General features: G+C 39.5%; 24 protein-coding genes. 18 read left to right on the forward strand and 6 right to left on the reverse strand.

Annotated features, from left to right (window positions below; all coding sequences use genetic code 11):
* Positions 1 to 123 precede the first annotated feature (123 nt).
* The 3 genes from G3567_RS02490 to G3567_RS02500 are packed head-to-tail and all read right to left on the reverse strand — an operon-like array spanning position 124 to position 3591.
* A complete protein-coding gene (locus G3567_RS02490) occupies positions 124 to 870 on the reverse strand; it encodes a succinate dehydrogenase/fumarate reductase iron-sulfur subunit (RefSeq protein WP_164003734.1) in 747 nt (248 codons plus the stop codon).
* A gap of 7 nt (positions 871 to 877) precedes the next feature.
* Positions 878 to 2881 (reverse strand): fumarate reductase/succinate dehydrogenase flavoprotein subunit, encoded by a 2004-nt coding sequence (locus G3567_RS02495; RefSeq protein WP_164003735.1) that lies wholly within the window; start codon positions 2879 to 2881, stop codon positions 878 to 880.
* An 11-nt stretch (positions 2882 to 2892) separates the two neighbouring features.
* On the reverse strand, positions 2893 to 3591 hold the full coding sequence (locus G3567_RS02500; RefSeq protein WP_164003736.1) for a succinate dehydrogenase cytochrome b subunit: 699 nt from the start codon (positions 3589 to 3591) through the stop codon (positions 2893 to 2895).
* Between the two features lie 241 nt (positions 3592 to 3832).
* On the opposite strand from G3567_RS02500, the gene G3567_RS02505 reads away from it, so the two are divergent.
* From G3567_RS02505 to G3567_RS02580, 16 genes are all read left to right on the forward strand, one after another.
* Positions 3833 to 5422 (forward strand): LytTR family transcriptional regulator, encoded by a 1590-nt coding sequence (locus G3567_RS02505; protein ID WP_164003737.1) that lies wholly within the window; start codon positions 3833 to 3835, stop codon positions 5420 to 5422.
* A gap of 117 nt (positions 5423 to 5539) precedes the next feature.
* Positions 5540 to 5938, forward strand: a complete 399-nt coding sequence (locus G3567_RS02510; protein WP_164003738.1) for a hypothetical protein — start codon at positions 5540 to 5542, stop codon at positions 5936 to 5938.
* Positions 5939 to 5953: 15 nt separating this feature from the next.
* Entirely contained in the window at positions 5954 to 6496 is a 543-nt protein-coding gene (locus G3567_RS02515) for a hypothetical protein (protein WP_164003739.1), read from the forward strand.
* Between the two features lie 283 nt (positions 6497 to 6779).
* Positions 6780 to 7118, forward strand: coding sequence for a hypothetical protein (locus G3567_RS02520; protein ID WP_164003740.1), 339 nt, complete (start codon positions 6780 to 6782; stop codon positions 7116 to 7118).
* 223 nt (positions 7119 to 7341) lie between these two features.
* Positions 7342 to 7854 carry a GNAT family N-acetyltransferase gene (locus G3567_RS02525; RefSeq protein WP_164003741.1) on the forward strand — a complete coding sequence of 171 codons (513 nt, stop codon included), beginning with the start codon at positions 7342 to 7344 and terminating at the stop codon, positions 7852 to 7854.
* Entirely contained in the window at positions 7847 to 8119 is a 273-nt protein-coding gene (locus G3567_RS02530) for a SemiSWEET family transporter (RefSeq protein ID WP_164003742.1), read from the forward strand. The genes G3567_RS02525 and G3567_RS02530 overlap by 8 nt, the downstream gene beginning before the upstream one ends.
* Before the next feature lie 137 nt (positions 8120 to 8256).
* Positions 8257 to 9153: a hypothetical protein gene (locus G3567_RS02535; protein WP_164003743.1), complete on the forward strand. Its 897-nt coding sequence runs from the start codon at positions 8257 to 8259 to the stop codon at positions 9151 to 9153.
* Positions 9131 to 9832, forward strand: coding sequence for a hypothetical protein (locus tag G3567_RS02540; RefSeq protein WP_164003744.1), 702 nt, complete (start codon positions 9131 to 9133; stop codon positions 9830 to 9832). Before G3567_RS02535 ends, G3567_RS02540 begins: the two co-directional genes overlap by 23 nt.
* Positions 9822 to 10286, forward strand: a complete 465-nt coding sequence (locus tag G3567_RS02545; protein ID WP_164003745.1) for a GNAT family N-acetyltransferase — start codon at positions 9822 to 9824, stop codon at positions 10284 to 10286. The genes G3567_RS02540 and G3567_RS02545 overlap by 11 nt, the downstream gene beginning before the upstream one ends.
* A 305-nt stretch (positions 10287 to 10591) precedes the next feature.
* Positions 10592 to 13375, forward strand: a complete 2784-nt coding sequence (locus G3567_RS02550) for a hypothetical protein (RefSeq protein WP_164003746.1) — start codon at positions 10592 to 10594, stop codon at positions 13373 to 13375.
* 6 nt (positions 13376 to 13381) lie between these two features.
* Positions 13382 to 13912 carry a hypothetical protein gene (locus G3567_RS02555; RefSeq protein ID WP_164003747.1) on the forward strand — a complete coding sequence of 177 codons (531 nt, stop codon included), beginning with the start codon at positions 13382 to 13384 and terminating at the stop codon, positions 13910 to 13912.
* A gap of 10 nt (positions 13913 to 13922) precedes the next feature.
* Entirely contained in the window at positions 13923 to 14411 is a 489-nt protein-coding gene (locus tag G3567_RS02560; RefSeq protein ID WP_164003748.1) for a hypothetical protein, read from the forward strand.
* 103 nt (positions 14412 to 14514) lie between these two features.
* A complete protein-coding gene (locus tag G3567_RS02565; RefSeq protein ID WP_164003749.1) occupies positions 14515 to 15471 on the forward strand; it encodes a DUF6175 family protein in 957 nt (318 codons plus the stop codon).
* A 14-nt stretch (positions 15472 to 15485) separates the two neighbouring features.
* Positions 15486 to 16460, forward strand: coding sequence for a hypothetical protein (locus tag G3567_RS02570; protein WP_164003750.1), 975 nt, complete (start codon positions 15486 to 15488; stop codon positions 16458 to 16460).
* A 157-nt stretch (positions 16461 to 16617) separates the two neighbouring features.
* Positions 16618 to 17913, forward strand: a complete 1296-nt coding sequence (locus tag G3567_RS02575) for an aminopeptidase P family protein (protein WP_164003751.1) — start codon at positions 16618 to 16620, stop codon at positions 17911 to 17913.
* 114 nt (positions 17914 to 18027) lie between these two features.
* Positions 18028 to 18807 (forward strand): alpha/beta fold hydrolase, encoded by a 780-nt coding sequence (locus tag G3567_RS02580; RefSeq protein ID WP_164003752.1) that lies wholly within the window; start codon positions 18028 to 18030, stop codon positions 18805 to 18807.
* Positions 18808 to 19157: 350 nt separating this feature from the next.
* On the opposite strand, the gene dgt is transcribed toward G3567_RS02580, so the two are convergent.
* The gene (dgt, locus tag G3567_RS02585; RefSeq protein WP_164003753.1) at positions 19158 to 20504 is read right to left on the reverse strand and encodes a dGTP triphosphohydrolase; all 1347 of its coding nucleotides are present in this window, start codon (positions 20502 to 20504) and stop codon (positions 19158 to 19160) included.
* Between the two features lie 356 nt (positions 20505 to 20860).
* Here dgt and G3567_RS02590 point away from each other — a divergent pair, with 356 nt between their 5' ends.
* Together G3567_RS02590 and G3567_RS02595 are read left to right on the forward strand one after the other, a co-directional pair.
* Positions 20861 to 21226, forward strand: coding sequence for a BlaI/MecI/CopY family transcriptional regulator (locus G3567_RS02590; RefSeq protein ID WP_093368885.1), 366 nt, complete (start codon positions 20861 to 20863; stop codon positions 21224 to 21226).
* Positions 21226 to 22983 carry a M56 family metallopeptidase gene (locus tag G3567_RS02595; RefSeq protein WP_164003754.1) on the forward strand — a complete coding sequence of 586 codons (1758 nt, stop codon included), beginning with the start codon at positions 21226 to 21228 and terminating at the stop codon, positions 22981 to 22983. Before G3567_RS02590 ends, G3567_RS02595 begins: the two co-directional genes overlap by 1 nt.
* A gap of 312 nt (positions 22984 to 23295) precedes the next feature.
* On the opposite strand, the gene G3567_RS02600 is transcribed toward G3567_RS02595, so the two are convergent.
* Together G3567_RS02600 and G3567_RS02605 are read right to left on the reverse strand one after the other, a co-directional pair.
* The gene (locus tag G3567_RS02600) at positions 23296 to 25743 is read right to left on the reverse strand and encodes a ribonucleoside-diphosphate reductase subunit alpha (protein ID WP_164003755.1); all 2448 of its coding nucleotides are present in this window, start codon (positions 25741 to 25743) and stop codon (positions 23296 to 23298) included.
* An 80-nt stretch (positions 25744 to 25823) separates the two neighbouring features.
* Positions 25824 to 26804: a ribonucleotide-diphosphate reductase subunit beta gene (locus tag G3567_RS02605; RefSeq protein WP_164003756.1), complete on the reverse strand. Its 981-nt coding sequence runs from the start codon at positions 26802 to 26804 to the stop codon at positions 25824 to 25826.
* Between the last annotated feature and the right edge of the window lie 139 nt (positions 26805 to 26943).

The raw sequence follows: 26943 nt of genomic DNA on the forward strand, positions 1-26943 counted from the left end.
CAAGTTGTCCTTTTGATCAAGGAATCTGCTTATCACATTTTCAAAGAAATTACATACAATCAAAAAAAGCGTTTTGGATGTTCTCCAAAACGCTTTTTTAATCTAAATCAGTTTATCTAAAGTCTATCCGGCAACGCTTGCGCTTAGATATTCCCTGTTCATTCTGGCGATATTTTCTAGGGAAATACCTTTTGGACATTCAATTTCACAGGCACCCGTGTTGGTACAGTTACCAAAACCTTCTTTATCCATCTGATGAACCATGTTTAAGACCCGCTCATGTGCTTCGATTTCACCCTGAGGCAACAGGGCAAACTGAGATACCTTAGCGGAAGTAAACAGCATGGCACTTGCATTTTTACAAGCCGCCACACAGGCTCCACAGCCAATACAGGTTGCTGCATAGAAAGCATCATCTGCGTTCTCTTTTTCAATAGGAATGGAGTTGGCATCCTGGGTGTTACCAGAGGTGTTTACAGAAATATATCCTCCTGCATGCTGTATTCTGTCAAAAGCAGATCTGTCGATAACCAAATCCTTAATCACAGGAAAGGCGGTAGCTCTAAAAGGCTCAATAACGATTTCATCTCCATCGTTAAACTTCCTCATGTGGAGCTGACAGGTGGTTATAAGTCGGTCTGGACCATGAGGTTCCCCGTTAATTTGTAATGAACAAGACCCGCATATTCCTTCTCTGCAATCGTGGTCAAATTCGATAGGTTCCTGGCCCTCGTTTATCAAATCATTATTGACGACATCGAGCATTTCCAAAAATGACATATCGCCATCTATTCCATCTACATCGTAGTTTTGAAATCCTCCTTTAGCACTGGCATCTTCCTGACGCCATATTTTTAGTTTAAGCTTCATAAGTCAATTATTTATAGCTTCTTGTTTTTAATTCAATATTTTCAAACTCCAGCTGTTCTTTGTGAAGTTTTGCATCCCTTGGGTTTCCAACATACTCCCAGGCAGAGACAAATCTGTAATTTTCATCATCTCTTAAAGCTTCGCCGTCTTCCGTTTGATACTCTTCTCTAAAGTGGCCTCCGCAGGACTCATTTCTTTCCAAAGCATCTTTAGCAAACAATTCTCCCAGTTCAAGGAAATCTGCAACCCTACCTGCTTTTTCGAGTTCCTGATTTTTAGCTTCTGCCTTACCGGTCAGCTTCACATTAGCCCAGAAATCCTCTCTCAATGCTTTGATTTCCTCCATGGCTTCCTTAAGCTCTTTCTCATTACGAGACATACCGCATTTATTCCACATGATTTTACCTAATTTCTTATGGTAATAATCCACAGGGTTTTTGCCATTTGCTTTAAACAGCTTTTGTATTCTTTCTTTAACTTCTTTTTCAGCCGTTTCAAACTCTTCCGTATCTGTTGAAATAGGTCCGGTTCTAATATCATCTGCCAGATAATCGCCAATCGTGTATGGCAATACGAAGTAGCCATCGGCCAAGCCCTGCATCAATGCAGAAGCTCCAAGTCGGTTAGCGCCATGATCGGAAAAGTTCGCTTCCCCGGCAGCATAGCAGCCCGGGATGGTGGTCATCAGGTTATAATCTACCCAAAGTCCGCCCATGGTATAATGGACAGCAGGGAAAATCATCATTGGTGTTTTGTATGGATTCTGATCTGTAATTTTCTCATACATTTCAAATAAGTTACCATATTTAGACTCAACCACTTCTTCACCCAGTTTTATAATTTCTTCCTGGCTTGGGTTTTTGTGCCCGGATGTAAATGCTTTTTCTTTTCCATAACGCTCTATAGCAGCTTTAAAATCCAGATAAACCGCCTGTCCTGTTTTATTAACACCATAGCCTTCGTCACAGCGTTCTTTGGCAGCTCTCGAAGCCACATCTCGTGGAACCAGGTTACCAAACGCAGGATACCTGCGTTCTAAATAATAATCTCTATCGTCTTCAGCAATTTCTGTAGGTTTCAATTTGCCTTCACGAATTGCTTCAGCATCTTCTTTCTTTTTAGGTACCCAGATACGACCATCATTCCTTAGGGATTCTGACATCAACGTCAGTTTGGACTGCAAGTCACCAGAAACAGGAATACAAGTCGGGTGAATTTGTGTAAAGCATGGATTGGCAAAGAAAGCACCTTTTTTGTGCGCTCTCCAGGCGGCCATCACATTACTTCCCATGGCATTTGTTGAGAGGTAAAAGACGTTTCCATAACCTCCTGAAGCTAAAACCACAGCATGGGCAGAGTGTCTTTCAATTTCTCCAGTAACTAAGTCACGGGCAATAATACCTCTGGCTTTTCCATCCACAAGGACCAAATCCATCATTTCGTGTCTGTTGAAGGTCTGGATTTTACCTCTGTTGATTTGTCTGTTCATGGCCGAATAAGCGCCTAGCAGCAATTGCTGCCCGGTTTGGCCTTTGGCATAAAACGTTCTTGAAACCAAAACCCCTCCAAAGGAACGGTTATCTAAAAGACCCCCATATTCTCTGGCAAAAGGAACCCCCTGAGCCACACACTGGTCGATGATGTTTCCAGAAACTTCTGCAAGTCGGTACACATTGGCTTCTCTGGACCTGTAGTCGCCTCCTTTTACAGTGTCATAAAACAATCTGTAGTCGGAGTCACCGTCCCCCTGGTAATTCTTGGAGGCATTGATTCCGCCCTGAGCCGCAATAGAGTGGGCACGACGAGGAGAATCCTGGTAACAAAATGTCTTTACGTTGTATCCAAGCTCTGCAAAGGTTGCAGCAGCACTACCACCGGCCAGGCCAGTTCCCACAACAATAATATCGATATTCCGTTTGTTGGCGGGATTAACCAGGTTGATTTCGTTTTTATGCTTAGTCCATTTTTTTTCAATTGGACCATCTGGTATTTTTGATTCTAAAACTGACATAATCCTTTCGCTTATAAGTTATTAAAATAATGATAGAGTGCTATAAATACAAAACCCATTGGAATAACAACGGCAAAGGCTGTCGTGAATTTACGAATGAATCGGGACGTACCGCTTTTATATCCGCCTAAACCTTCCTGATACTTGTTTTTTGTTCCCAGAGACTGAAAGGAAGAAGCGAAGCCGTGTAATAAATGTAACATCAGGAAAATAAAAGAGAGGGCATATAGACCTGTTCTGATGGGATCGCCTGCAAATTTTGCAATGGTTTCATCGTAATATCTGGTGGGATCATCCGGGTGAGATTCTACATATTTATGAACCAGTTCCGGAATCCAGAAGTCATAAAAGTGTAAACCTAAAAACGCCAATACCACAATTCCGGATATAATCATATTTCTGGACATCCAGGTGGAGTTGGCTGCCCCATTGTACTTGTTATATTTTATTTTTCTAGCCTTGCTATTCCTAATTTCAAGGACAAATCCCATAACGAAGTGAAAAACAACACCTGCAATCAAGATGGGCTGAAGTATGGCCTGAACCACAAAATTGGTTCCCATGAAATGGGAAATCTCATTAAATGTGGAAGGGCTTACCACAGAGGTAAAGTTAATTGTAAAGTGTTGAGCTAAAAAAAGGACTAAGAAAAGTCCTGAAAGAGCCATAGCAACTTTCCTTGCTATTGATGTTTTGCTTATTCCAGCCATTATTTTGTATTTGATTTTGTGCAAAAATACGCTACACAGCACTCTGAAACAAATGAAGTCAAGGATTTACGTATAATTTAGAATAGTTTTAAAGCCTTTTGAACCTAAATCACGAAAACCTTGTCGTTGAACTTCTTTTTAAGGCTCAGATAGGTTTCTGAATTGTTAAAAATTGCTTTGAGTCTTAACGTTATTTGGATAAAATGTTAAAAAATTTAATATTTGCCAAAAGGATTATTTTATGACTTTAAGACATTTAATGCTTTTGATTCTGCTGATAGGTATTAATATCATTAATGCACAACCTTCATCTCACACTACCGCTAAAGCTTATTATGATAAAGCTGTAGCATTTGAATCACAAAACATCGATTCGACACTTTTTTATGTGGAGAAGGCCTATCAAAATTTAAAATCCAGAGATACCACCCATCTGCTTTTTGCTGATATCCTGAATCAGTACGGGAGAGTCTATTATTTAAAACAGGATTTTAAAACCGCCTATGCTTACTTTGAGCGTGTTTATGAATTATCCTTATCCATAGGCGAAGAAGCTAATGCCTTTAAGGTGAAAGTGAATATGGCGATTTGCAATCGACAACGGGATGAGCCGGAAAAAGCCTTGACCGATTTTTTTGATGTGGTGACTTATTACGAAAAAACAGCACCAGACGATATTAATCTTGGCAAAACCTATTTTAATATAGCAGATTTGTATTTTTTGAATAACCAGCATGAAAATGCTGAGGTATACTATAAAAAATCCGAACCTTTTTTTGAGGCTATTCCTAGGTTTCAATACCAGCTTATCACCAATCGGATAGGGAATTTCAATAACTTCAACTTAAAAAAGTCCCTAGATATTATTGAAGCTTTTGAGAATTCAACACCTATTGATTCGGTTCCCAAAGCTATTAGAGCAAGCCTTTTCAATAATATGGGGCAAACCATGGTGAGAAGTGAAAACTATCAGAAAGCTTTGTTTTACAATTTCGCATCCTTGAGAGCTAAGAAAGATACCGGAGTGAAATTTGGTCTGGCCAACCAATATAACAATATTGCGGATGTATATATTAAAACGAAAACTTATCCTCTTGCGATTCATTATTTAGACACTGCTCTAAGCCTTGCCTCGAGTCACAGGCAGAAATTCCAAATCCTTAAAAATCTTCAGTTAGCACATGAAAAAACCCAAAATTTTAAAAAATCTTTGGACTATGCCAATAGATATATTGCTCTAAAGGACAGCCTAAACGAAGTTTTAACCCAAAAGGAAATCGCCAGTTTAGGAATCGATTATGATGTTAAGACCAAAGATGAATTTATTAATAAGGTCAAAAACCTGTCTACAACCTACAAAACAATTATTCTGGTTTTAGTTATTTTAAGTCTGTTTGTCTTAGGGGTATTATATAATAAGAACAAAACGGCTAAGTTAGAAGTTATTCAGTTACAGAATGAGTTAGAGAAATATAAGACTAATCAGGTTTCCGCTGAGAAGTCCTCAAAACCATCAAAACTTGTTTTGAATAACAAGCGCATTATCAATTTGGACAAACTGCTTTATATCAAATCCAGCGGTCATTATATTGAACTCTATCTCGTAGACGAAAGCCAGCCGGAACTCGACCGTAAATCATTAAGTAAAATTATTGAAGAATTACCTGGTGATCGTTTTATACGCATTCATAAATCTTATATCGTGAATATGGAATTTATCAAAATTATTAATTCCAAAGAACTTATGCTTACCAATGGCGTGTGGCTAAAATTATCCAGAACCTATAAAGACGAGCTGAAAGCCAGACTGCATCTAAAAGACGAGGCTTAAGTTTTTGAAACTGCGTTTCATGATGTTTTTTGTGCAGTTCGTGACAAACCAGGCGGGTTTATTGGGTTTTGACAGGTCATTCTTATAGATTCGATACCTAATTTAAAATCAAATCCGATGAAAAGCCTTAACATCTTAGCCTTGATTCTCTTTTTAGGAGGAACTCAACTTTGCGTCGCACAAGGAAAAATCACCGACTTTAAATCGGTGATTCAGGAAGCAGAATACGGCGGAGTGGAAGTGGTCATCAAACCTCTTGCTTTTGACCCTAGCCAAAAAGACTACAAATCCTACAAGCATAAGTATGGAGTAAGAATATGCTATACGGTGAAGGGAAACAAAAAAGCAGCCAGACAGGACATGTCTTTTAAAATTCATAATACAGGAGAATTCTCTTACCGGCTTGCTTATGGAAGCTCTTATAAGCCCAGTGATGTGAATATAACCGATATCCAGTACTTCAATATGGAAGACACCCCCAAAAGCCAGTGGCCGCGTAAAGAAGATTGTTTTTAACCTAAAACCAAGATCATGAAAAATGTATTTTACTTACTGTTTGTAGCCTGCTTACTTTTCTATTCCTGTGAAGGACTTTTTGAGACTGAAGAAGAACTCACAGAGCTTCCTGATGTAGAAACTAAAATTTTTGTAAAGCAGTATTTTTACACCTCAGGGAATTTCGGGAGTATAGAATATATTCCACAGAGCTTTTCCTGGGATGAAGAGGGTATTGCATTAACCGATATAGAACCCGGTGATTTTGTTCAAACCATCCGGCTTAAAAATTTCAACACAACGGGAACCACTTATATAGAGTTTGATGAAAATTCGTCCATTGTAGGAGAATTTGTCACCAAGGAAAACGGTTCCAATAGATTATATCGAACTAACATTGAAGTTACGTTTTGGGAAAATTACCTACAGGGAGGCTATATTGACATTACAGCGTATGACTCCACACGTCAAACCATCAGTGGAGAAATACAGTTTACAGCCTGGCGATGGGATAATCAGTTAAACAGAGAAGTTTCATTCGGCCTCAATATTCAATTTCAAGATTTACAAAAGTCATAACCTGATGAAGTCCTAGCGGAACTAAAAACTATTATTCTGTTCCAATATGATAAGGCAAGTGTGGAAAAAGATGCGGTAAGCTGTTTTTTGGAGACGATAATTACATTATACAATTGAGGTAATATGGACTTCATTTTAAAATTCAAATCGGAAAAAGCCTTCCTATTGCTGCTTTTTCTTGGTTTTGCCTGTTGTAAGCAATCTCCAGAACAGCAACCTGATTTTGAGTTCAATCAAGCCATATTTTTATACAATCCCTATCGAGGACTAAACTTTATTTGATTTGACTGGTCAATACACGTTAAGGTTTGGAGAGCAACTTAAAGTGAACGTGCTGCTCAATGAGACACCTGACAGCCTTTCGGATACTTCATGTATTAAAGAATTAGAAACCATACGGCAAACTTATCCTGTCGATCAATTGGAGGCTTTAGATGCTTATGGCTATTACCTGCTTGGAAGGAAAGAAAATGAAACAGACCTTTTTGGTCTTTTTATGGGTGATGGAAAAGTTGCTCAAACGCTTCCTTTGGACTACAACAGAATCAAACGCTACCCCAACACCGATACCTTTGAGGTCTGGAAAGATGGTAAAGCAGGCTACTACAATTCAGAATTTTAATTGGTTAAAGCACCCGATTACAACAAGCTTCATTATATGCATTTGGATTACACTTATGGTTGCGCTCTCCGAAACGATGGTTTTGGCAACTCTTTAATGCGTATGATGGCAACTTAATGGGGGAGGGTAAAGTTGAAACGATAGAAGAACTGCAAGAACTTTGATTGAATCGGGATTAGGAAAGATTAATATTTTGATAATCAATATTTTAATAGATCTTAAAATGGCACCCATACTAACAAACAAGAACATAGATATTGAAGAAATAATAAAACTGAGAAAGTTATCATGGGCATATGTGTACGGTGAACAATGGAACACAATGGATTGGACAGATAATCTTGACCATTTTTCAAAGACAAGTCATTGGATTATTAGAGAATATGAGGAAATTATTGCCGCGGCAAGACTTTCATTAATAGACGATATAAAACAAATACCATATTACGGGATTTTTAGAAATTTGGACTATTTGTCTCAAGAGAAAATAGGTTTTTACTCAAGACTTGTAGTACATCCAGATCATCAAGGTAAGGGGTTGAGTAATTTACTAGACAGAACTAGAATGAATCAAATTGAAGAAATGAAGATTCAATATGCGGTTGGAACTGCGAGAAATTGGAGACTAAAAAGGTTATCAAAATTAGGCTGGGAAATAAATGATAAGGTGAACCCTAATGATGATTTGAATTGGAAAATAGGAGATGCCACTATAATTGTATTTAAAAATGTTTGAACAGATAATTTCAATCCTTACAGTAATTTCAACACTTTCTGTAAAATTAATTGGTGTACCAAGCCAGATTAGAAAGATTCATAAAAATAAATCTATTGAGAATATTTCAACATTACACTTTACCTTATCTTTTACATCTTATGTTTTATGGACTATACACGGTTTACAAACATTTGATTACGTAATTATTATTGGTCAAGGAGTTGGTGTTATTACTTCTGGAGTATTATTAGCCCTGATACTTCATCATTTAAAAAAAGTCTAAAGCTTAGTAGCATAATTAATTTTAAATGAAAATAGAAAATTAAAATACTATCTATTGCAGTAGATATGATTGCGCACTTAAAAAACAAATCATTAGAAAAATTAATTCTCAACACTACATCCAAAGACACTAGAAACATGAATAGAATTCTATCCCATCTCCATAAATATAATGCTCAAGGAATTTTAATAATTCTGTTAATTAGTTTATATATTGGAATTGAGGAGCTAACGGAGTTTGGCGTTACGGGAGTTGAAATTTTGTTGCTGGTGGGTCTTTTTAACCTTATAACTATTTTAGTGGTTTCTGGTTTCAAAAAAAGCAAGTTACTCCCCAAAAATAACAAAAACCAGTTTGCTAATTTTTTCTTTGCTGGTTTTGGACTGTTGTTTTTACTCATTTCTTATGAATATATTTCTGCTGCTTCAGTCGCTATTTTACGTCAACTGGACATCGCTTTAATTACGCTGGCAGGGATCATATTTTCAGCAAAATATTCAAGACAAAAACTAGGCTTCATTATAGCCGCATTTTTAATTGTTATCGTGCTCATTTTAGAGCACAACATTAACAAAGAATCGTTAATGGGTTATGTTTTAATCTTAGGGGCTACCTTGCTTTTAAGTCTGCGCAGCCTTTTTCTCAAAAAAATGGCAACAGACGAAACACTTGAGTCTATTTTTATCATAGCAAGTGCAGCTTCGTTTGTTTATGGACTTATTTTTTGTTTAGCCTCAGGCATTTACTTGTCTCACATTTCGCCAAGTATTTTTTTTCTTGTGGTTTTGCTGAGTATTGTTAATTTTTTCATCTTTAGAATCACCAATAATTTATACAAATTGCATACGCCAGAGATGGTTCGGTTTCCATTCCTGATCGCTGGTATTTCTACCATGTTTGTAGAAATGCTTGTGGAAAACAAACTGTTTAGTTATTACCTCATCACAGGAAACTTAGCGCTTTTCTTTTTGTTGTTTAAACTGGTTAGAATAAGCAAAAAAGAAGATATCAATGATCCTAAAAAAGTCAATTGAAGAGGTTTCTGAAACCGAACTTTCACAAATCAAAAGCATACTAAAACCCTTTTATGTGGACATTGAGTCTTTGGTTGAACGCGAACTTAAACTCAACAATTTCATCTATTTGTATCAAGATAAGGCATCTCACATCCTTGGGTTTTTTATGGTGAATTTTCCCCAATTCAACAAAACGGGAAACAATTTCATTTACCTGGGATTAAGCTGTGCTTCTAAACATAAAAAAAATATTGGTTTTAGTTTGTATGCTAAATTTACTTTAGATGCTTATCAACTAGAGAAAGAATTCAAGACTAAAATCTATTTATATGGCACTACAGCCACCTCTACTTTGCTGAGGTTGCTCACCAAAGTGTGGAGCAATTTGAGACCTAGCTTAGAAGGAGAATACAGTCAAAATGATAAAGTTTTGTCTGAAAAAATTAAGCCTTTACTAAATTATAAGAGCAATGCTGATGATCACCCCTTTGTATTGAAAAAGCATGCTTCTAAAACACTTTATTCCCCGGCAGAAAAAGTGAGAATAAATGCATATGCCATCAAAAATAAGATCCGTCTTTTTGAAAAAATTGGTGTTTGTGAAGAGGAGGGAGACCGTCTTTTGGTCATTCTAGAAATCCCTGACAGCACTAAAATTAAAGAATTTCAAAAAATGCTAAACACCAATGAAATTTAGAGAAGCTAAAGATGAGGACTGGAAGCAGATCAGTCAAATTTTTAATGATTATTGGGGACAAGGGTTTGATTCAAAACTGAATTTGAGTTTAAAAACTAAATTTAATAATAGACATGCCTTTTATAATTTTTGGGTGATTGAAAAGGAAAGTAAGATCTTAGGATGGAGTGCAAGTTTTCGTGTTTTTGAAAGTCCTTTAAGAGAAAATTGTAATGCAGACCTGTGTATTTATGTGAATAAAAATTCTCTGGCTAAAGGCGTAGGTAATCTCCTCATGAAAAAGACCATTTCCTTACTTAAAACATCAGAGATAAAGTTGGTTTTCGGTCATATTGAACCTAACAACTTGATAAGCAAAAAAATGGCCAAAAGACATGGGTTTACATATTCTAATATTGAATACAAAAACTCAATTCATTATAACACTGTCGAACTTTGGTTATTAAGCCTTTAGAATTAAACTATTCTGATAACTCTTCTCAATCTTTTACATAAGAGACTGGTTTTCTTAAAATAAACCCGGCTTTTATTCCATAACATTTTAATTCATTTCTAAATCCTCACTATTTTAAAACCAATGTTTTGTTCGTTCAGTATTTTTGAGTGTCAGTCATGACGCATTTTGTGCATTTCGTGACAAAGTCCGCAGGACTAGTAGTTTATGTTTTTATTAACATTTAGATTTGGTTTTAAATTCGGATAGGAATTTAGAACCCATTTAAATCAATACTAATTTATAAACTCAAAAACAGCCTGATTATGAATGCGTTAAAAAATCAGTCATTAATTATTCTTTTCCTTTTCTTTTCTTTCCTGGGATATGCTGAACAGGAATCCACTGTGCTTATAGCCAGGAATAATGGATTTACGGGCTCAGGAGCTCCGGCGCATATTTTTGTGGATTATGACTATTTAGGGAAGCTCAAAAACAAAAATTACATTGAATATAAAACCAATAAAAGTGAATTAAACATTGCAGTAGTATCCAACTTAGGTAGCAAAAAAGCTATTTCTGTCAGTTTAGAACCGCAACAGACCAAATACATCAACGTTAACCTTTCAAAACTCTATTTTTTAGAAGATGCTACAGAAGATGAAGAATTGAGATCTGAAGTTTTAGATAAAGTAAACTCCAAAGAGCGACTAGCCGTTTCTGCTTCAGATAAAAAGAAATATCTGTCCAGGCACAAAGATAAGTTGCAGAAGGCCTATGCTAGTTTAAATTCTAGCGAGACGGCTGAGATGGAGGAGGGAAACACGGGGATTTTTAAAATGATTGCTGGTGAAATCACTAAGAAGCAACCCGAAACCAATTCGATAAACGAAGCTAGTGCAGCAGAAGTGACTACTTGGGCGACAGAGTCTAAGACTGAAGAAAATGGTACTCCTGTAGATAGTGTAAGTGTTGCCGATATTTATAAAAACTACCTCGCTTATATCGATCCAAACAATCAACTGTCGAGTTTAAAAAGCATGACCAAAATTGATGTAGCAGCCTCAGGGGTTAAAACCAATGGCATGGAGATGTCCAATAACTACGTGAATTTGAATTTCGTTAGCCTGGAAGGTAAAATCGTGGGTATTATGAAAATGGAAAGTATGAGTACCAAAACTGTTTTTGATGGAAACTCAGGGTATACCAAAATGAGCAATGGGTATGAAACCCAGCTCACTCCAGAACAGGCCAAACTTTTTAAACAAGGCACAAAGGGGCTTATTCTTGAACAAACTATTCCAGAGGATGCCAGCGTGAGCCTTAAAGAATTTGATGGGAAACAAGTCTATAGTGTTTCCTATACGTCGGATTTAAACGGACAGAAGACAAGCACTGAAGACTTTTATGATATCAGTTCATTCCAAAAACTAGCGACCAAATCTAATATGACCGGCAGTGGTATAAACACCTCTACCACTATGCTATTTAAAGATTACAAAGATTTCAATGGTATTTTGCAACCTCAGCTCGTGTTATCTCAAATGAGTTCGACCGGTACTAATATCAACACGACGATTAGTGTTCAGTCTCAAATGGATTATAAATTTAATGAGACTTTTGATCAGTATGCCAACCAACCCCTTGGAAGTATTGCCTCCAGTTTGGCCTCTATTCCTTCCGGTACAGTCAGTTTTGACGAGTCTAGTTTTACAAATATAGCCTCTGTCGGTTCTGCTGGTAATCGTGATTCTGCGGCGATAGCCTCTGCTTTGGAAGATGTAGAAGACCTTACAGAGTCTGAGGTTTTCAATTCACTCAACAAAAGAGAGCAGGCGCTTCAGCTCATGCTAAGAAAGAAAAAAGAAAGCGGCTCTCCCGGTACCTCTGGATTTTCAGTCAATACGGCACCCACAGTTGAATCTTCGGGTGAACGCGAACGCATAAGTAAAATGGATGCGGCTATCGCCGGTAAGCTTAAATACAGAAGAAGTTCGCTGTATACTATGATGGTGGACGATAATACGCGTGAGCATTATGATGTGATAAAAGATGCTTTTGGTAATACGGAACTGTCCGAAAAGTTTAATCAACATAATATAGGGCCTTACCTCATCCCTGCGCACGGGCTTAGTGGTGAGAAAGACCAGACTCTATTAATTGAGGACTACCTCAATGCCAATAACGTTGCTAAAAACCTGGTAGCAAAATGGTTTAACAGAGATGAAAAAGGCCATTTCAATATGGATTTAATCGCAGAACGCGGTCAGTACAATGCTTCAGATTTAGACATTAAAATCGCCCAGTCTTCAATACGAGGCAAAGCCATATTGTCTGATGCAGGGAGAGAGCTTTTGAGAAATACCTTTGTGGTGGTTTATGACTACAAATACACCAATAAAGAAGAACAGGCCAATAAGCGCAGGGGATTCCTTGACGCGGTAACCACCGTGGCCTCTTTCATTCCTGGGGCAGAAGATGTGGTTACTGTCTCCACTCTGGCTACCGCTGCATCTGATGTAGTGGGTAAAGGGTATTTTGTTAGAACAACAAGCTATCTGTACCGTTTAGTCTGGAATGAGGAGGTGGCTCAGGAATTTTACACGACTTTATGGACAGACGAAACCAGTGAGGATCCTTCAAAGAGAGATGCGTTTGATACAACAGACTTGTTCAAACTGGAGTATGTGGGGAGTGAGGTGTCCAGGAACAATTTACAATCCACAATTTTCACTTCAAAATCAAATGAAGAACTTATAGAGATAGCCACAATTAAAGCGGTAGATAAGAACATTGGTAAACTGCAAAGAAGTTATGAGCAATTTAGAGTTAAAACACCTTTACTTTCTGCTGAACCTATTGCTGCAAAAATAGGACTGAAAGAAGGCCTTGAAAGAAACGACAAGTTTGAAGTACTCGAGCAGGTTTTAAATGAAGACGGAACCACTTCTTATGAACGCGTGGCAACTATCAGAGTGGACAATCGAAACATCTGGGACAACACCTATTTATCTGAAGAAGCCGGAGCATCTTCAGAAAAGGAGTATACCCTTTTTAAAGGGAACTCCAATAAGTTAGCCTCAGGAATGCTTATCAGACAATTAAAATAAATCACCATGAAAATCAACGTTTTAAAATTATCTTTTATACTCGTTTTGATGCTGTTATCTTCTCTCACCTATGGACAAAGAAGAGCTAAAAATAAAGCAGACGAAGACACCAAAAACTGGCGGTATGAAATACAATGTTTGAATGTAGCCTCGGAAGGCTCTTACATCGTCAAAATATACTCCTACTCCAAGAATAAAAACGTGGCTATTGAACAGTCTAAAAAAAATGCCATTCACGGGGTTATTTTTAGAGGAATCCCGCAAAGCGAATTAGGCTGTGTTGCCCAGCCACCCCTGGCGAGGCATCCCAATTTAGAAGAAAAAAACCGAGACTATTTCGAATGGTTTTTTTCGGAAGAGGGGGATTATAAAAAATTCGTAACCTTAACGACCGATGGTGCTGTTGCACCCGGTGACCGACTTAAAGTGGGCAGGAAAGAGTATAAAATAGGCCTCATTGTTTCGGTAGATATGGCAGGCTTGCGTAAAGAATTAGAAACAGCAGGAATAATCAAAAACTTAGCATCCGGGTTTTAAAATTTTAAAAATGAAAACATATTTAAGCATTACACTCTTGATTTTGGCTTTCGTACTGACGAGCTGTAAATCAAAAATCGATACGGTTTCAGGATACTACGATTATGAAACCGAATGCGTTTCGGTAGATCGAAATGGATTTCAAACCGTCAAAGCCTGGGGCATTGGCATGACCGAAAAAGACGCCATCCTCAACGCAAGAAGACGTGCGGTGGATGAAATTTTATTCAAAGGAATAAGAGGCGGGAGTTCACTGTGTGAGATCAGACCCATGATTTCTAACCCCAATAAGCGAAGAGATAACCTCAATTACTTCAATCGGTTCTATGCGCCGCAGGGTGATTTTGAACGTTTTGCAGGTTTACCCGAAGAAAACTGGCTGAGAAGAAAACTGAAAATCAATCAAAAAAACGAAGGAAAACTAGCTTATGAGATTATCATTGAAGTCGATATGATGGGACTTAGGGAGCATATGAGAAGAGATAACCTTATTCAATAATTCAAAAAATTCAAACCATAAAAGCAAGTGCATATTCACTGGCAAATTTCATCGGCCTGCCGAAACAAGAGGCTGATATCATAAAAACAATAAACATTACAAGATGAAACGTATTATATTATTAGTCCTATTAGTACCGTTTTTAGGGTTTTCCCAAGCCAAAAAACCAACGATTATGGTCGTTCCGAGCGACAACTGGTGCGTTACCAATGGTTACACTTTAGAATTTGACAATCAGGGTATCACTGAAGTTATTCCCGATTATAAGAGAGCCTTTCAGGAGAATTCGGATTTGCTGCTGGTGGTTAGTAAAATTAACGGGATGATGGCAGATCGAGGTTTCCCTTTAAAAAACATGGAATCCGAAATAAAGTCAATCTCTCAGGTGAGCGCCCTGGATGCCATGCGAAGTTCAAAAACATCGGGAAGTGAGGTGGCAGAGAGCCCGGTAGATCAGTTGTTAAATCAAGCCAAAGCCGATATTCTCATCCAAATGACATGGTCTGTCAACAAAACGGGACCTAACCGGTCAATCACGTTTAATTTACAGGGCTTGGATGCCTACTCCAATAAACAAATAGCGACAGCCGCCGGAACCGGAGCCCCCTCTTTTGCAGTGGAATTGCCAGTCTTGCTGGAAGAAGCGGTGGTGTCTTACATCGGTCCGTTCACAGATCGGCTTCAATCGCATTTTGATGATTTATTCCTCAACGGGAGAGAAGTCAGTATTACTGTAAAACGCTGGGATGACTGGGATGGTGATTTGGAATCTTACTATGGACCAGCTCAGGAGGAATTAGGCTTTTTGATCGAAGACTGGATGGCTGAAAATTCAGTTAATGGCAGATTCAACACCAGAGATGCTACCGAAAACCTGATTGTTTTTGATCAGGTTAGAATACCGCTTTACTTTGAAAGAAACGGGAGACAACGCGCCATGGACACCAGAAGATTTGCGTCCCTGCTGAGCCGTTTCCTGAGAGATTCTCCTTTTAATATTGAAAATAAAATAACCACTAGAGGATTGGGGGAAGCCACCATTTTTTTAGGCAGTAAATAACAAAATCAAAGATCATGAAACGTAAACTTATATTCGCATTTCTCATATTCCTGGGCATTACTTTAAATTTTTACGCCCAAAATTCAGAAGGAAAATTAGATGATTTTTCTCGTATTGCTATCGTTCCTTACGTAGCCAGCCAGGTTGAAAACATCCCTTTATCGGCTAAGAACAACCTTCAAAGCAAAATGGCTCAGATGTTAACCGCCAACGGAATTGCAGGTTCCACCAATTACAATTCACAATTTATTATAACCCCTAATGTTTCTGTGCTTTCCAAAAATGTGGTTGGAGCAGCACCACCTAAAGTCGCTATCGTTCTTGAAGTTGCTTTTTATATTGGTGATGGTGTAACCGGTGTGAAATTTGGAAGTACGGCCATCAACGTTAAAGGCGTTGGGCAAAATGAAAACAAGGCTTATATAGCTGCGTTTAGGAATATAAAGTCGAATAACAAAGAGGTTAAAAACTTAATAAATGCAGCTAAAAAACGAATCCTGGCCTATTACAACGATGGCTGCGATTTTATCATGAAAGAAGCCGGAAGCATGGCTAATCAAAATAAATTTGACCAGGCGCTTTATAACCTAACGTCAGTACCCGCAGTGTCGAAAGACTGTTTTAATAAAGCACAGGAGCAGATAGCGATCATTTATAAGCAAAAAATGAACCGGGACTGTGATGTATTACTCACCATGGCCACAAATGCCTGGAATGCAGGTCAAAATTACGACAGTGCCGAAAAAGCAGGCTTCTACCTCAACCAGATCGAACCTGATTCCAAATGTTATTCAAAAGTCAAAAGCCTGGCAAGTGATATTCAAAAAGGAGTTAGGAGAAACTCCGATCGGGAATGGGATTTTTTGGAAAATCAGCAAAATAATTTAGCTGAAATAGAGAAGAACCGACTCATCACATCCAGGGAAATTGCCTTGGCCTATGCCAATAATCAGCCGGAACGCATTTATAACATCCAAGGCTGGTGGTAGGATTTAAAATTGCTTAATAGTATAAGCAAGAAATTTCATCCTGACTAGTTCAACATAATTTTTTTCAGAAGCCGCTTCAAAACCTGAAGCGGCTTTTTTTTGCTCTGCCTTCCATTTTTCAAAGCGCTTTCTTTACCTTTGAAAAAACTACTATTTTATGCGTTACGAGCCGATATCCAAAGAATTATTTATACATAACAGGAAGAATTTTATGAGTCAGATGCTGCCGGGAAGTCTGGCGGTGTTCAACTCCAACGATATTTATCCCATAGGGGCGGACAGCACGATTCCCTTTCAGCAGGATCGCAATATCTATTACTTAAGTGGTGTGGATCAGGAAGACAGTATTTTGGTGTTATTTCCGGATGCGCCGGATCCTAAGCATCGCGAAATTTTGTTTCTGACCGAAACCAATCCGCATATCGCGGTCTGGGAAGGGGAGAAACTCAACAAAGACCGAGCTCTGGAAACTTCAGGGATCACAACCGTTTACTGGAAGCAGGATTTCGAAAAAATCTTTAACGAGCTGATGGCACAAAGCCACACCGTTTATATGAATACCAACGAGCACTACAGGGCAGCTCACGCCACTCAGACCCGGGAAGACCGTTTTAATATCTGGCTGAAAGAAAACTACCCGGCCCATCAGGTCGCCAAAAGCAATCCGATTTTACAGCGCCTGCGATCTGTCAAACATCCCCTGGAACTGGAAGTCATGCAGAACGCCTGTAACATTACCGAAAAAGGTTTCAGAAGAATTTTAGAATTTACAAAACCCGGCAAGTGGGAGTATGAGTTGGAAGCTGAGTTTATGCATGAATTCCTGATGAATAAATCCCGTGGTTTCTCCTACACGCCAATCATTGCCGGGGGTAAGAATGCCACGGTTCTCCACTATATAGAAAACAAAGAACAACTGAAAGCCGGAGACTTAATCTTAATCGATGTGGGTGCAGAATATGCCAATTATTCCAGTGATATGACGCGTACCATTCCCGTGTCCGGGAAATACACAGACCGGCAAAAGCAGGTGTATACGGCAGTCAATAAGGTCAAAAACCTGGCTACTGATATGCTGGTGCCCGGAACCCTCTGGAAAGAGTTTCATGTGGAGGTCGGTAAGTTGATGACCTCCGAATTACTGGATTTAAAACTTCTGGACAAAGCCGATGTTCAAAATGAAAACCCGGACTGGCCGGCTTATAAAAAATATTTTATGCACGGGACCTCGCATAATATTGGCCTCGACACTCACGATTATGGTCTGTTGCACGAGCCGATGAAAGCCAATCAGGTGTTTACCGTGGAGCCGGGCATTTATCTGCCCGAGGAAAACATGGGCATTCGACTGGAAGACGATGTGGTGATTCAGGAAAGCGGGTCACCAAAGAATTTAATGGGTAACATCCCTATCGAGATGGAAGAGATCGAAGATTTGATGAATAGTAAATAGTCTCTTAGTGGTGAGTTTTTAGACGGGAGTGATTTTTTACCGCTTTCTCACCTTAACGTTTTTTCCAGTCAACTGGTTTTCTAGTCTGCCAGTTGACTAGCTTTATTAAGATTCATGATCTTCACCTACAAGCAAACTAAAATCCACTACACCGCATCGGGAAAAGGCGAACCCATTATCCTATTGCATGGATTTTTGGAGAATTCTTCGATGTGGAAACCACTTCAGAAGGAACTTTCCAAAACACATGCTGTTTACGCCTTAGATTTGCCAGGTCACGGCAGGACTGAAGCCATTGGGTATATTCATAGCATGGAGGACTTTGCGGCCCTGGTTTTAGCGTTTACTGACTTTAAAAAGCTAAAAAGCTTTAGCCTGATAGGCCACTCCATGGGAGGCTATGTGGCCTTAGCTTTAGCTGAACTAAAACCAGGATCAGGAAAAATGGATAAGCTCATTCTTTTAAACTCCACTTCTCTGGCCGATTCTGAAACCAAGCAACAGGAAAGAAATCGAGCCATCACGATGATTCAGAAGTATCCGGAAGCGTTTATCAGCATGTCCGTAAAGCACCTGTTTTTACCAGAGGATCAAAAGCGATTGGCTTCGGAAATCGACACAGCCATATCGCAAGCCAAGCAATGTTCTCAACAGGGAATCATCAATACGCTGAAAGGCATGCGCGATCGTAAAGGCAGAACTGAAGTGTTGAAAAAACTAAGCGATAAAAGCCTTATCCTTCTGGGAAAAGAAGACAAAGTCATCGACTTTGAAAAGACGAAACACCTGGCAAAAGAGATGTGTGTTGAACTGGAAATTTTCCCTGGGGGTCATATGTCATACATAGAGCATCCGGACTTGCTGCTGAAGACCGTTCATGAGTTTTTGAGTTAGTGAGTTGTTGAGGTATTAGGGGATAGGCTTTAGGGAGTAGGAAATAGTATGAGAGTTTAATTCAAAATTCGATGTTCTGTAGTGGATATTAAATATTTTAATGAACAGCAGAAGGCGTAGAGTTCGCAAAGCTTCTTGCCATCAAAGGCCTATATGGTGGCTGAGTGATTTTCGATTGAAAATTGTATCGAACCCACTGAGCCAGACTTGTGAAAAGTCTACAATTTAGAATAAATTCGATATTCAAGATTCAGTATTTATAAGCCGTGATTGGCAAGTGCTGAATCGTTCCCCCCTTGGTGGGCTAGGGGGCTTTTGCTCCCCTCCCTGGGAGGGGCTGGGTGAGGATTTTACAAATCGCTCCCCGTCAATTTTCTATACGTTCTCAACGCATTGCTATCGGTAAGCGAGGCGACAAACGAGCATACATCGATCAGCCAGTCCTCGAGCTTACTTTCGGAAAAATCAAAATCCTTGAGGAAGTTTTTCAGAATCAGCTTGTCAAAATTGGAGGCATTCCCCGCGTGCTGATGTTCCACTGCCGTAGTAAAATCATCCAGAATCTTAGTCAGGATTTTATACCCGGCAATTTCTTTATCCAGCACTTCCTGACTCTGGTAAATGTTCTTTATACTGATTTTGATGATGTCTTCAATCTGAACTTTATAGGCAGACTTGTCCAGCAGCGCCTGATGATAATCTCCCTTTAAAATAGCCTCTTCGTTTTCCATAAACAGGGAAACCGCATCTTCAATGAGAGCTCCAATGGCTAAGGATCGCAGATAGCTTATCCGGTTTTTGGTGGTCGACAGCTTGGAATACTTTTCGGTATTGATGGTTTTGCTGACGATTTTAGACAGGTATTCCAAAGCATAGTCTTCCTGAATCAGGCCCAGATTAATCCCATCCTCAAAATCGATGATGGTGTAGCAAATGTCATCGGCTGCTTCTACCAAAAAGGCCAGCGGATGTCTTTTGTAACGCACCTCCTCGCCGTCAGCATTTTTCTCGAGACCCAGTTCTTCGGCCACATCCTGAAACTTCTCCTGCTGCTGATTAAAAAAGCCAAACTTTTTGTCGGCAACCTGCTTTGTGGGTTTGTGAGGAAGCGAGGCTTTGGGATATTTGGTAAATGCCCCTAAAGTCGCGTAAGATAAGCGTAAGCCGCCTGGAGAACCGTAATTATCATTGGTAAGCAGTTTAAAACCATTGGCGTTCCCTTCAAATTTGGAAAGATCCTGGTATACCACTTCGGGGAGTTGATCTTTGAAGCGTTTTCCGTTGCCGAATTTGAAATAATCCCCGATGGCGCGTTCGCCGCTATGACCAAAGGGTGGATTACCAATGTCGTGGGCCAAAGCGGCCGCGGCTACAATGGCACCAAAATCATTGAAATGATGCCCATGCGTTCCCTTCAGCTGTGGATGTTTTTCCAGTACTTTTTTACCGACAAGACGTCCTAGTGATCTTCCAACCACCGAAACCTCCAGACTATGGGTGAGTCGGGTATGCACAAAATCGGTTTTGGAAAGCGGAATCACCTGGGTTTTATCCTGTAAACTTCTGAATTCTGAAGAGAAAATCACACGATCGTAATCGACTTCAAACCCCAGCCGGGTGTCGTCCTGTTCTTTACGAATGCGTTTGTTTTTATCGCCCTGGCGTTTCAGGGATAAGAGGGTTTCCCAAGTTGGCATGCTTTCAGTTTTAGGTCAAATGTAAGGAATTCTTGGACTAGGACAGTAATGCCAGGCCTGGCAAATTTGAGAAGTGAACTTTATGTTGAAACTACATTTATTTAATGCATATCCGTTTAGTAACCTGAAAGTAATTTTTGCCTCCCTGAGCCTGATGCCAAATGAACGAAGGCAGGTGCAGTCGAAGGATTGAAAAAACGTCTCGACTGCAATCGACGTGACCTTTTTAGTTAAGAATTCTAGGTCTCTTTACGGATAAGTCTATCTTATTCTGAAGCAGATAAATGTTAAAAACGGTTTTTTTAGTTATATAACTGTATTTTTAGTTTACATTTGCTTCAAACGCATTTGAACTCATGAAGAATTTAGAAAAACTAACCGCCAAAGAAGAAGAAATCATGGCGGTACTCTGGAAGCTAAAAAAGGCTTTTGTAAAAGAAATTCTTGAAGAACTGGATGGAGAACAGCATTACAACACCATTTCTACTCTGGTGAGACTTCTGGAGGAGAAGGGTTTTGTGGCACATCAGGCCTTTGGGAAAAGTCATCAATACTTTCCAGTCGTAGATAAGAAGAGCTATAGTGAGAAGATCATGGAACAGAACTCTTCTCGTTTTTTTGACGGATCTTATAAAAACATGGTCTCTTTTTTCGCCCAGCAGGATAAAATATCGGAGCAGGAACTGGAAGAAATTCTGGAACTCATTAAAAACAAAAGCTAATGGACTTACTTATCTATCTCGCCAAAGCTTCTTTACTTCTGACCCTCTTTTGGGTGGTGTATAAAATCGTTTTGGAATCAGAAACCTACCACAGGTTTAAGCGAATTTATCTTCATGTCGGTTATGGTTTAAGCCTGATATTACCACTGCTAAGCTATACCAAAATAGAAGTGATTACACTCAGTCCAGCTTTCCTTGCGCCATCTTCTTCGGAATTTGTCCCTGCTGAAATCAAACCCACTACTTCAGAATTAATATGGTCGTTCATCACTGAACATGCTGTGCTTGAATTATTATACATCGGTATTTCCCTGGTGTTCCTGGTTCATTTACTGGTGAAATTCTTTAGGCTACTCAGCTTTTTGAAAGCTTCTAAAGCCTTTCAGACCGATGGCATTTTTCAGATTGAAAAAGCCATTCCTGAAGGTGCTTTTTCATTTCTGAATTATATCGTTTACGATCCCAAGCTGTATTCTGAAACTGAACTGAAAATCATTCTGGCACACGAAAAAGCCCATGTCGCTCATAAACACAGCCTGGATATTTTATTGGCTCACCTGTATACATGTGCGTTTTGGTTCAATCCCTTTGCCTGGCTGTACCAGAAAAGTCTGGTCCTCAACCTGGAGTATGAAGCCGATGCCAAAGTGGTTGATAATACCACTAAGAAAGAGTATCAAATGACCTTATACAGCATTACTCAGCAACAGTTCAGATCTCAGTTACAACATTCCTTTCATCAATCCCCCATTAAAAAACGAATCGCTATGCTTAACAAAAACAAACACAATCAATCATTCTGGAAACTCTTTATAGTCTCCCCCTTACTAGTGGTGTTCTTTCTTCTTTTCCAGGTGGAAACCAAAGCCCAAATCAAGAATTCAATAACAACTACCGAAACCAAAGTCAATCGAATTGAAATCACCTATGATGAAAACACCACCAGGGAAACCCTAAATTCTGATAGGGAGTTCCTAAAGGAGGAATTCAATATTGATGTGAGTTATTCTAGACTTAGATTCAATCCTAATGGAAAATTAGAGTCCATAACTTTGGATGTCGATTGTAACGATAGCTTTAAAGGCTCAGTAGCTTCTCCCGATGTAGCAGAATTACCTGTTTATTTTTATAGAGATTATACGGAAGGCGCAGAAACGCCATTCGGTGTAGGGATCAGGACTGAATCTGAAACGCCTTCAAAAACCGATTACAACACCATTAAAGATGCTGAACGCTTTATCATCAACGGTAAGCAGATCGATAAAGAAGAGCTTGTAAAAACTTACATCCCCGTAGAAACTTACAGCTATGATAAAAGTTCCAAAACACTGAGCATAACTACTAAATCTGAATTTTCTGAGATTTACTATTCTGGAATGTCAGAATTATTTGAAGAACTTAAAGAAAAGTATAACGACAAAGTCCTGAAAGCGTTTACTTTTTTCAAGTTGACTTCAGACTACAAAGTTGTTACGTTGTCGATGGATAAGTTCAAAATTTCAGACACTCCTATAAATGCCTCTCAACATGATAATTCCAGTCAAATCTTCAGGACAGAATTTGGAGATACTAATGTCATTTATCTCGTGGACGGGAAAGAAGTGGAAACGGAAAAATTCAACAAACTGGATCCTAAGGAAATCAATACCCTCGATGTTGTAAAATCATCTTACGAGATTGAGGCTGCGGGTTATGATGCCAAGGAAGTGGATGCTTTACTTAAAGTCACGACCAAGAAAGGCAGTAATAAAAAGTAAGAATGGGATGAGCTATGCCCTTCATCACCACTCATTTTTATAGTATGATATACCTTGTGTATGTGTTAGTATCCGGGATTTCGGCTTTACTCAAAGAAGCCTAGCCTATGATGTAGTTGGTTCTCGATTCCGACTTCCTTTACCGGCAGGCAGGGTCGAACGTAAACAAAGCAATTTGAAATTAAATAGACAACCAAATTTTCAATACTCCGATGGTTTTACCTCGTAGTATTTAAGCCGAAAATTAACCAACAAAAAACCCCCGGTAAATCTTGATTTACCGGGGGTTTTGTAATTAACTACAATTCTTAATTAAGATCCGCACATCAGGCAGTCATCGCCTTCAGATTCTTTGGACTGTTTGATCAGGGCTTTGAGTTCTTCCGGACTCAAAGAGGAGTCATCAGAAATCTTAACCTGCTGGCTTTGGGCTTCCTGATAGGTCTTGGCCGCTTTTTCTGCCACCTGACTTGGCACCTGCTTTTCTTTCTTTTCGTTTTTCAGGGTAAACTTAATGGCATCTACGGCTGACTTGGTTCTTAAGTAGTACATGCCTGTCTTAAGTCCGCTTTTCCAGGCGTAGAAGTGCATGGAAGTTAGTTTAGCGAAGGTAGCGCCTTCCATAAACAGGTTCAGCGACTGAGACTGATCGATAAAGTAACCTCTGTGTCTGGACATGTCGATGATGTCTTTCATGGATAATTCCCAGACCGTTTTGTAGAGTTCTTTGATGTGATCTGGAATGATGTCGATGTTCTGCACAGAACCATTGGCTCTCATGATCGCATCCTTCACATCATCATTCCATAAACCAAGACTTACCAGGTCTTTTAATAAGTGTTTGTTTACCACGATGAACTCTCCGGAAAGGACACGTCTGGTGTATATGTTGGAGGTGTAAGGCTCAAAAGCTTCGTTGTTACCCAAAATCTGAGACGTAGAAGCCGTTGGCATAGGCGCCATCAATAAAGAGTTACGCACACCGTGCTCCATGACTTCTTCTCTGAGTTTGCTCCAGTCCCAGCGACCGCTTAAGTCTTTATCTTTCAATCCCCACAGATTGTACTGGAACTCTCCTTTGCTGATTGGTGATCCTTCATAAGAAGAATACGGGCCTTCCGCTTTTGCCATTTCCATAGAGGATTCTACAGCTGCAAAATATAAGGTTTCGAAAATCTCCTGGTTTAGTTTTTTGGCTTCATCAGATGTAAACGGCATTCTCAACATGATAAAGGCATCGGCCAGTCCCTGGATACCCAGACCAACGGGTCTGTGTCTCATATTGGAATTTTCAGCCTCTTTTACAGGATAGTAATTTCTGTCAATGACTTTATTGAGGTTTCTGATGACCTGCTTGGTGATTTTGTAAAGTTCTTTATGATCGAAACTGTCGTTCTTTACAAACATCGGTAAAGCAATGGAAGCCAGATTACAGACGGCGATTTCATCTGGACTGGTATACTCCATGATTTCAGTACACAGGTTGGAGGATCTTATCGTTCCTAAGTTCTTTTGATTCGACTTGCGGTTAGCGGAGTCCTTATAAAGCATATAAGGCGTTCCCGTTTCAATTTGAGATTCCAGGATCTTCTCCCAAAGCTCTCTGGCCTTGATGGTTTTACGGCCTTTGTTTTCACTTTCGTATTTCAGGTACAACTTATCAAACTCCTCCCCATGAACATTGTAAAGGTCCGGGCACTCGTTTGGACACATGAGGGTCCAGGTAGAGTTTTCTTCCACACGTTTCATGAACAAATCCGGAATCCACATGGCATAGAACAGGTCACGTGCTCTCATTTCTTCAGCCCCGTGATTTTTCTTCAGATCCAGGAAGCTAAAGATATCAGCATGCCAGGGTTCCACATACATCGCGAAAGACCCTTTTCGTTTTCCGCCTCCCTGGTCCACGTATCTGGCGGTGTCGTTAAACACTTTCAGCATAGGAACGATTCCATTGGAAGTTCCATTGGTTCCGGCAATGTAAGAGCCGGTGGCTCTGATGTTATGGATAGATAAACCAATACCTCCGGCAGACTGTGAGATTTTAGCCGTTTGTTTTAAGGTGTCGTAAATCCCATCAATACTATCGTCTTTCATGGTCAATAAGAAACAGGAAGACATCTGCGGTTTTGGGGTACCCGCATTAAATAAGGTTGGAGTAGCGTGCGTAAAGTATTTTTTGGACATCAGTTCGTAGGTCTCCATAGCAGACTCCAGGTCATCGCCGTGAATACCAATGGATACACGCATCAACATGTGCTGTGGACGTTCTGCTATTTTACCGTTTATTTTCAACAAATAAGAACGCTCCAACGTCTTAAAGCCGAAATAATCATAGTTGAAATCTCTGCTATAGATGATTCTGGAATCGATTTCATCCTTGTTTTCGTTGATGATTTTGTAAACCTCATCATCGATAAGCGGTGATTTTGTATTATTACGCGGATTGACGTATTCGTAGAGATCGGTCATTACCTCACTAAACGTCTTTTTGGTGTTTTTATGAAGATTGGATACCGAAATCCGTGCCGCAAGGTGGGCATAATCCGGATGGCTTACTGTCATCGTAGCCGCGATTTCCGCCGCTAAATTATCGAGTTCGCTGGTGGTCACACCATCATAGAGACCTTCTATCACACGCATCGCTACTTTAGGAGGTTCCACAAGGGGATTGAGTCCGTAACATAGTTTTCTGATTCGTGCTGTAATTTTGTCGAACATTACAGGCTCTTTTTGACCATTTCTTTTGATGACGTGCATAATGATATGAGTTTATTGTGTTTCTGTTGCTTCTGTTGTTGCTATAGCTACTATAATGACAATAGCGACCATAGATTCACTTAGAAATCAGCGTCAAAGCTAATTTTACTGTCTTCTTCTTTGTTTTTGTTCATGACTCCGGCTTTTTGGTACTCACCAACACGCTTCTCGAAGAAGTTGGTTTTACCCTGGAGTGAAATCATATCCATAAAATCAAAAGGATTGGCAGTGCCATATTCCTTATCACAACCCAATTCAAACAGAAGTCTGTCTGTGACGAACTCAAGATACTGAGTCATCAGGTTGGAATTCATACCAATCAAACTTACAGGAAGGGATTCGGTCACAAATTCTCTTTCAATATCAAGCGCATCCACGAGAATTTCCCGGATACGTTCTTTTGATACCTGGTTCACCAGGTGCTCGTTGTGTAAGTGTACGGCGAAGTCGCAGTGAACGCCTTCATCTCTGGAAATAAGCTCGTTGGAAAAGGTAAGTCCTGGCATCAAGCCACGTTTTTTCAGCCAGAATATGGAGCAGAAGGCTCCGGAGAAGAAGATACCTTCCACAGCAGCAAAAGCGATCAGACGTTCAGCAAACGAGTCAGATTCGATCCATTTCAAAGCCCAGTCGGCTTTTTTCTTAATTGCAGGGAAGTTTTCAATAGCTTTAAACAATTGATCTTTTTCCTTGTCATCGTCAACGTAGGTATCGATCAATAGCGAATAGGTTTCAGAATGGATGTTTTCCATCATGATCTGGAAACCGTAGAAAAATTTAGCCTCTGTATACTGTACTTCGTTGACGAAGTTTTCGGCCAGATTTTCATTAACGATGCCATCGGATGCAGCAAAAAAGGCAAGGATATGTTTGATGAAATACTGCTCATCTTCACTCAGTTTATTTTTCCAGTCGGAAAGATCCTGATGCAGGTCAATTTCTTCAGCGGTCCAGAAACTAGCCTCGCACTTTTTATACCATTCCCATATATCGTGGTGTTTAATAGGGAAGAGTACAAATCTGTTTTCGTTTTCTTCTAAAATAGGTTCTAACTGCGCCATAGGATAATGATTTTGAGAGGATTAATATTACTGATCGCGACTAACAAATATGAAAATAAATCATAGAAAAAAGTCTCAATTGCAATGAAAGTTATCCACAAAGTTATCCACAATTCTGCTTAAAGCAGACCGGATAAGC

Origin of the sequence: Psychroflexus aurantiacus (assembly GCF_010820555.1) — a bacterium.
Lineage (GTDB): Bacteria > Bacteroidota > Bacteroidia > Flavobacteriales > Flavobacteriaceae > Psychroflexus > Psychroflexus aurantiacus.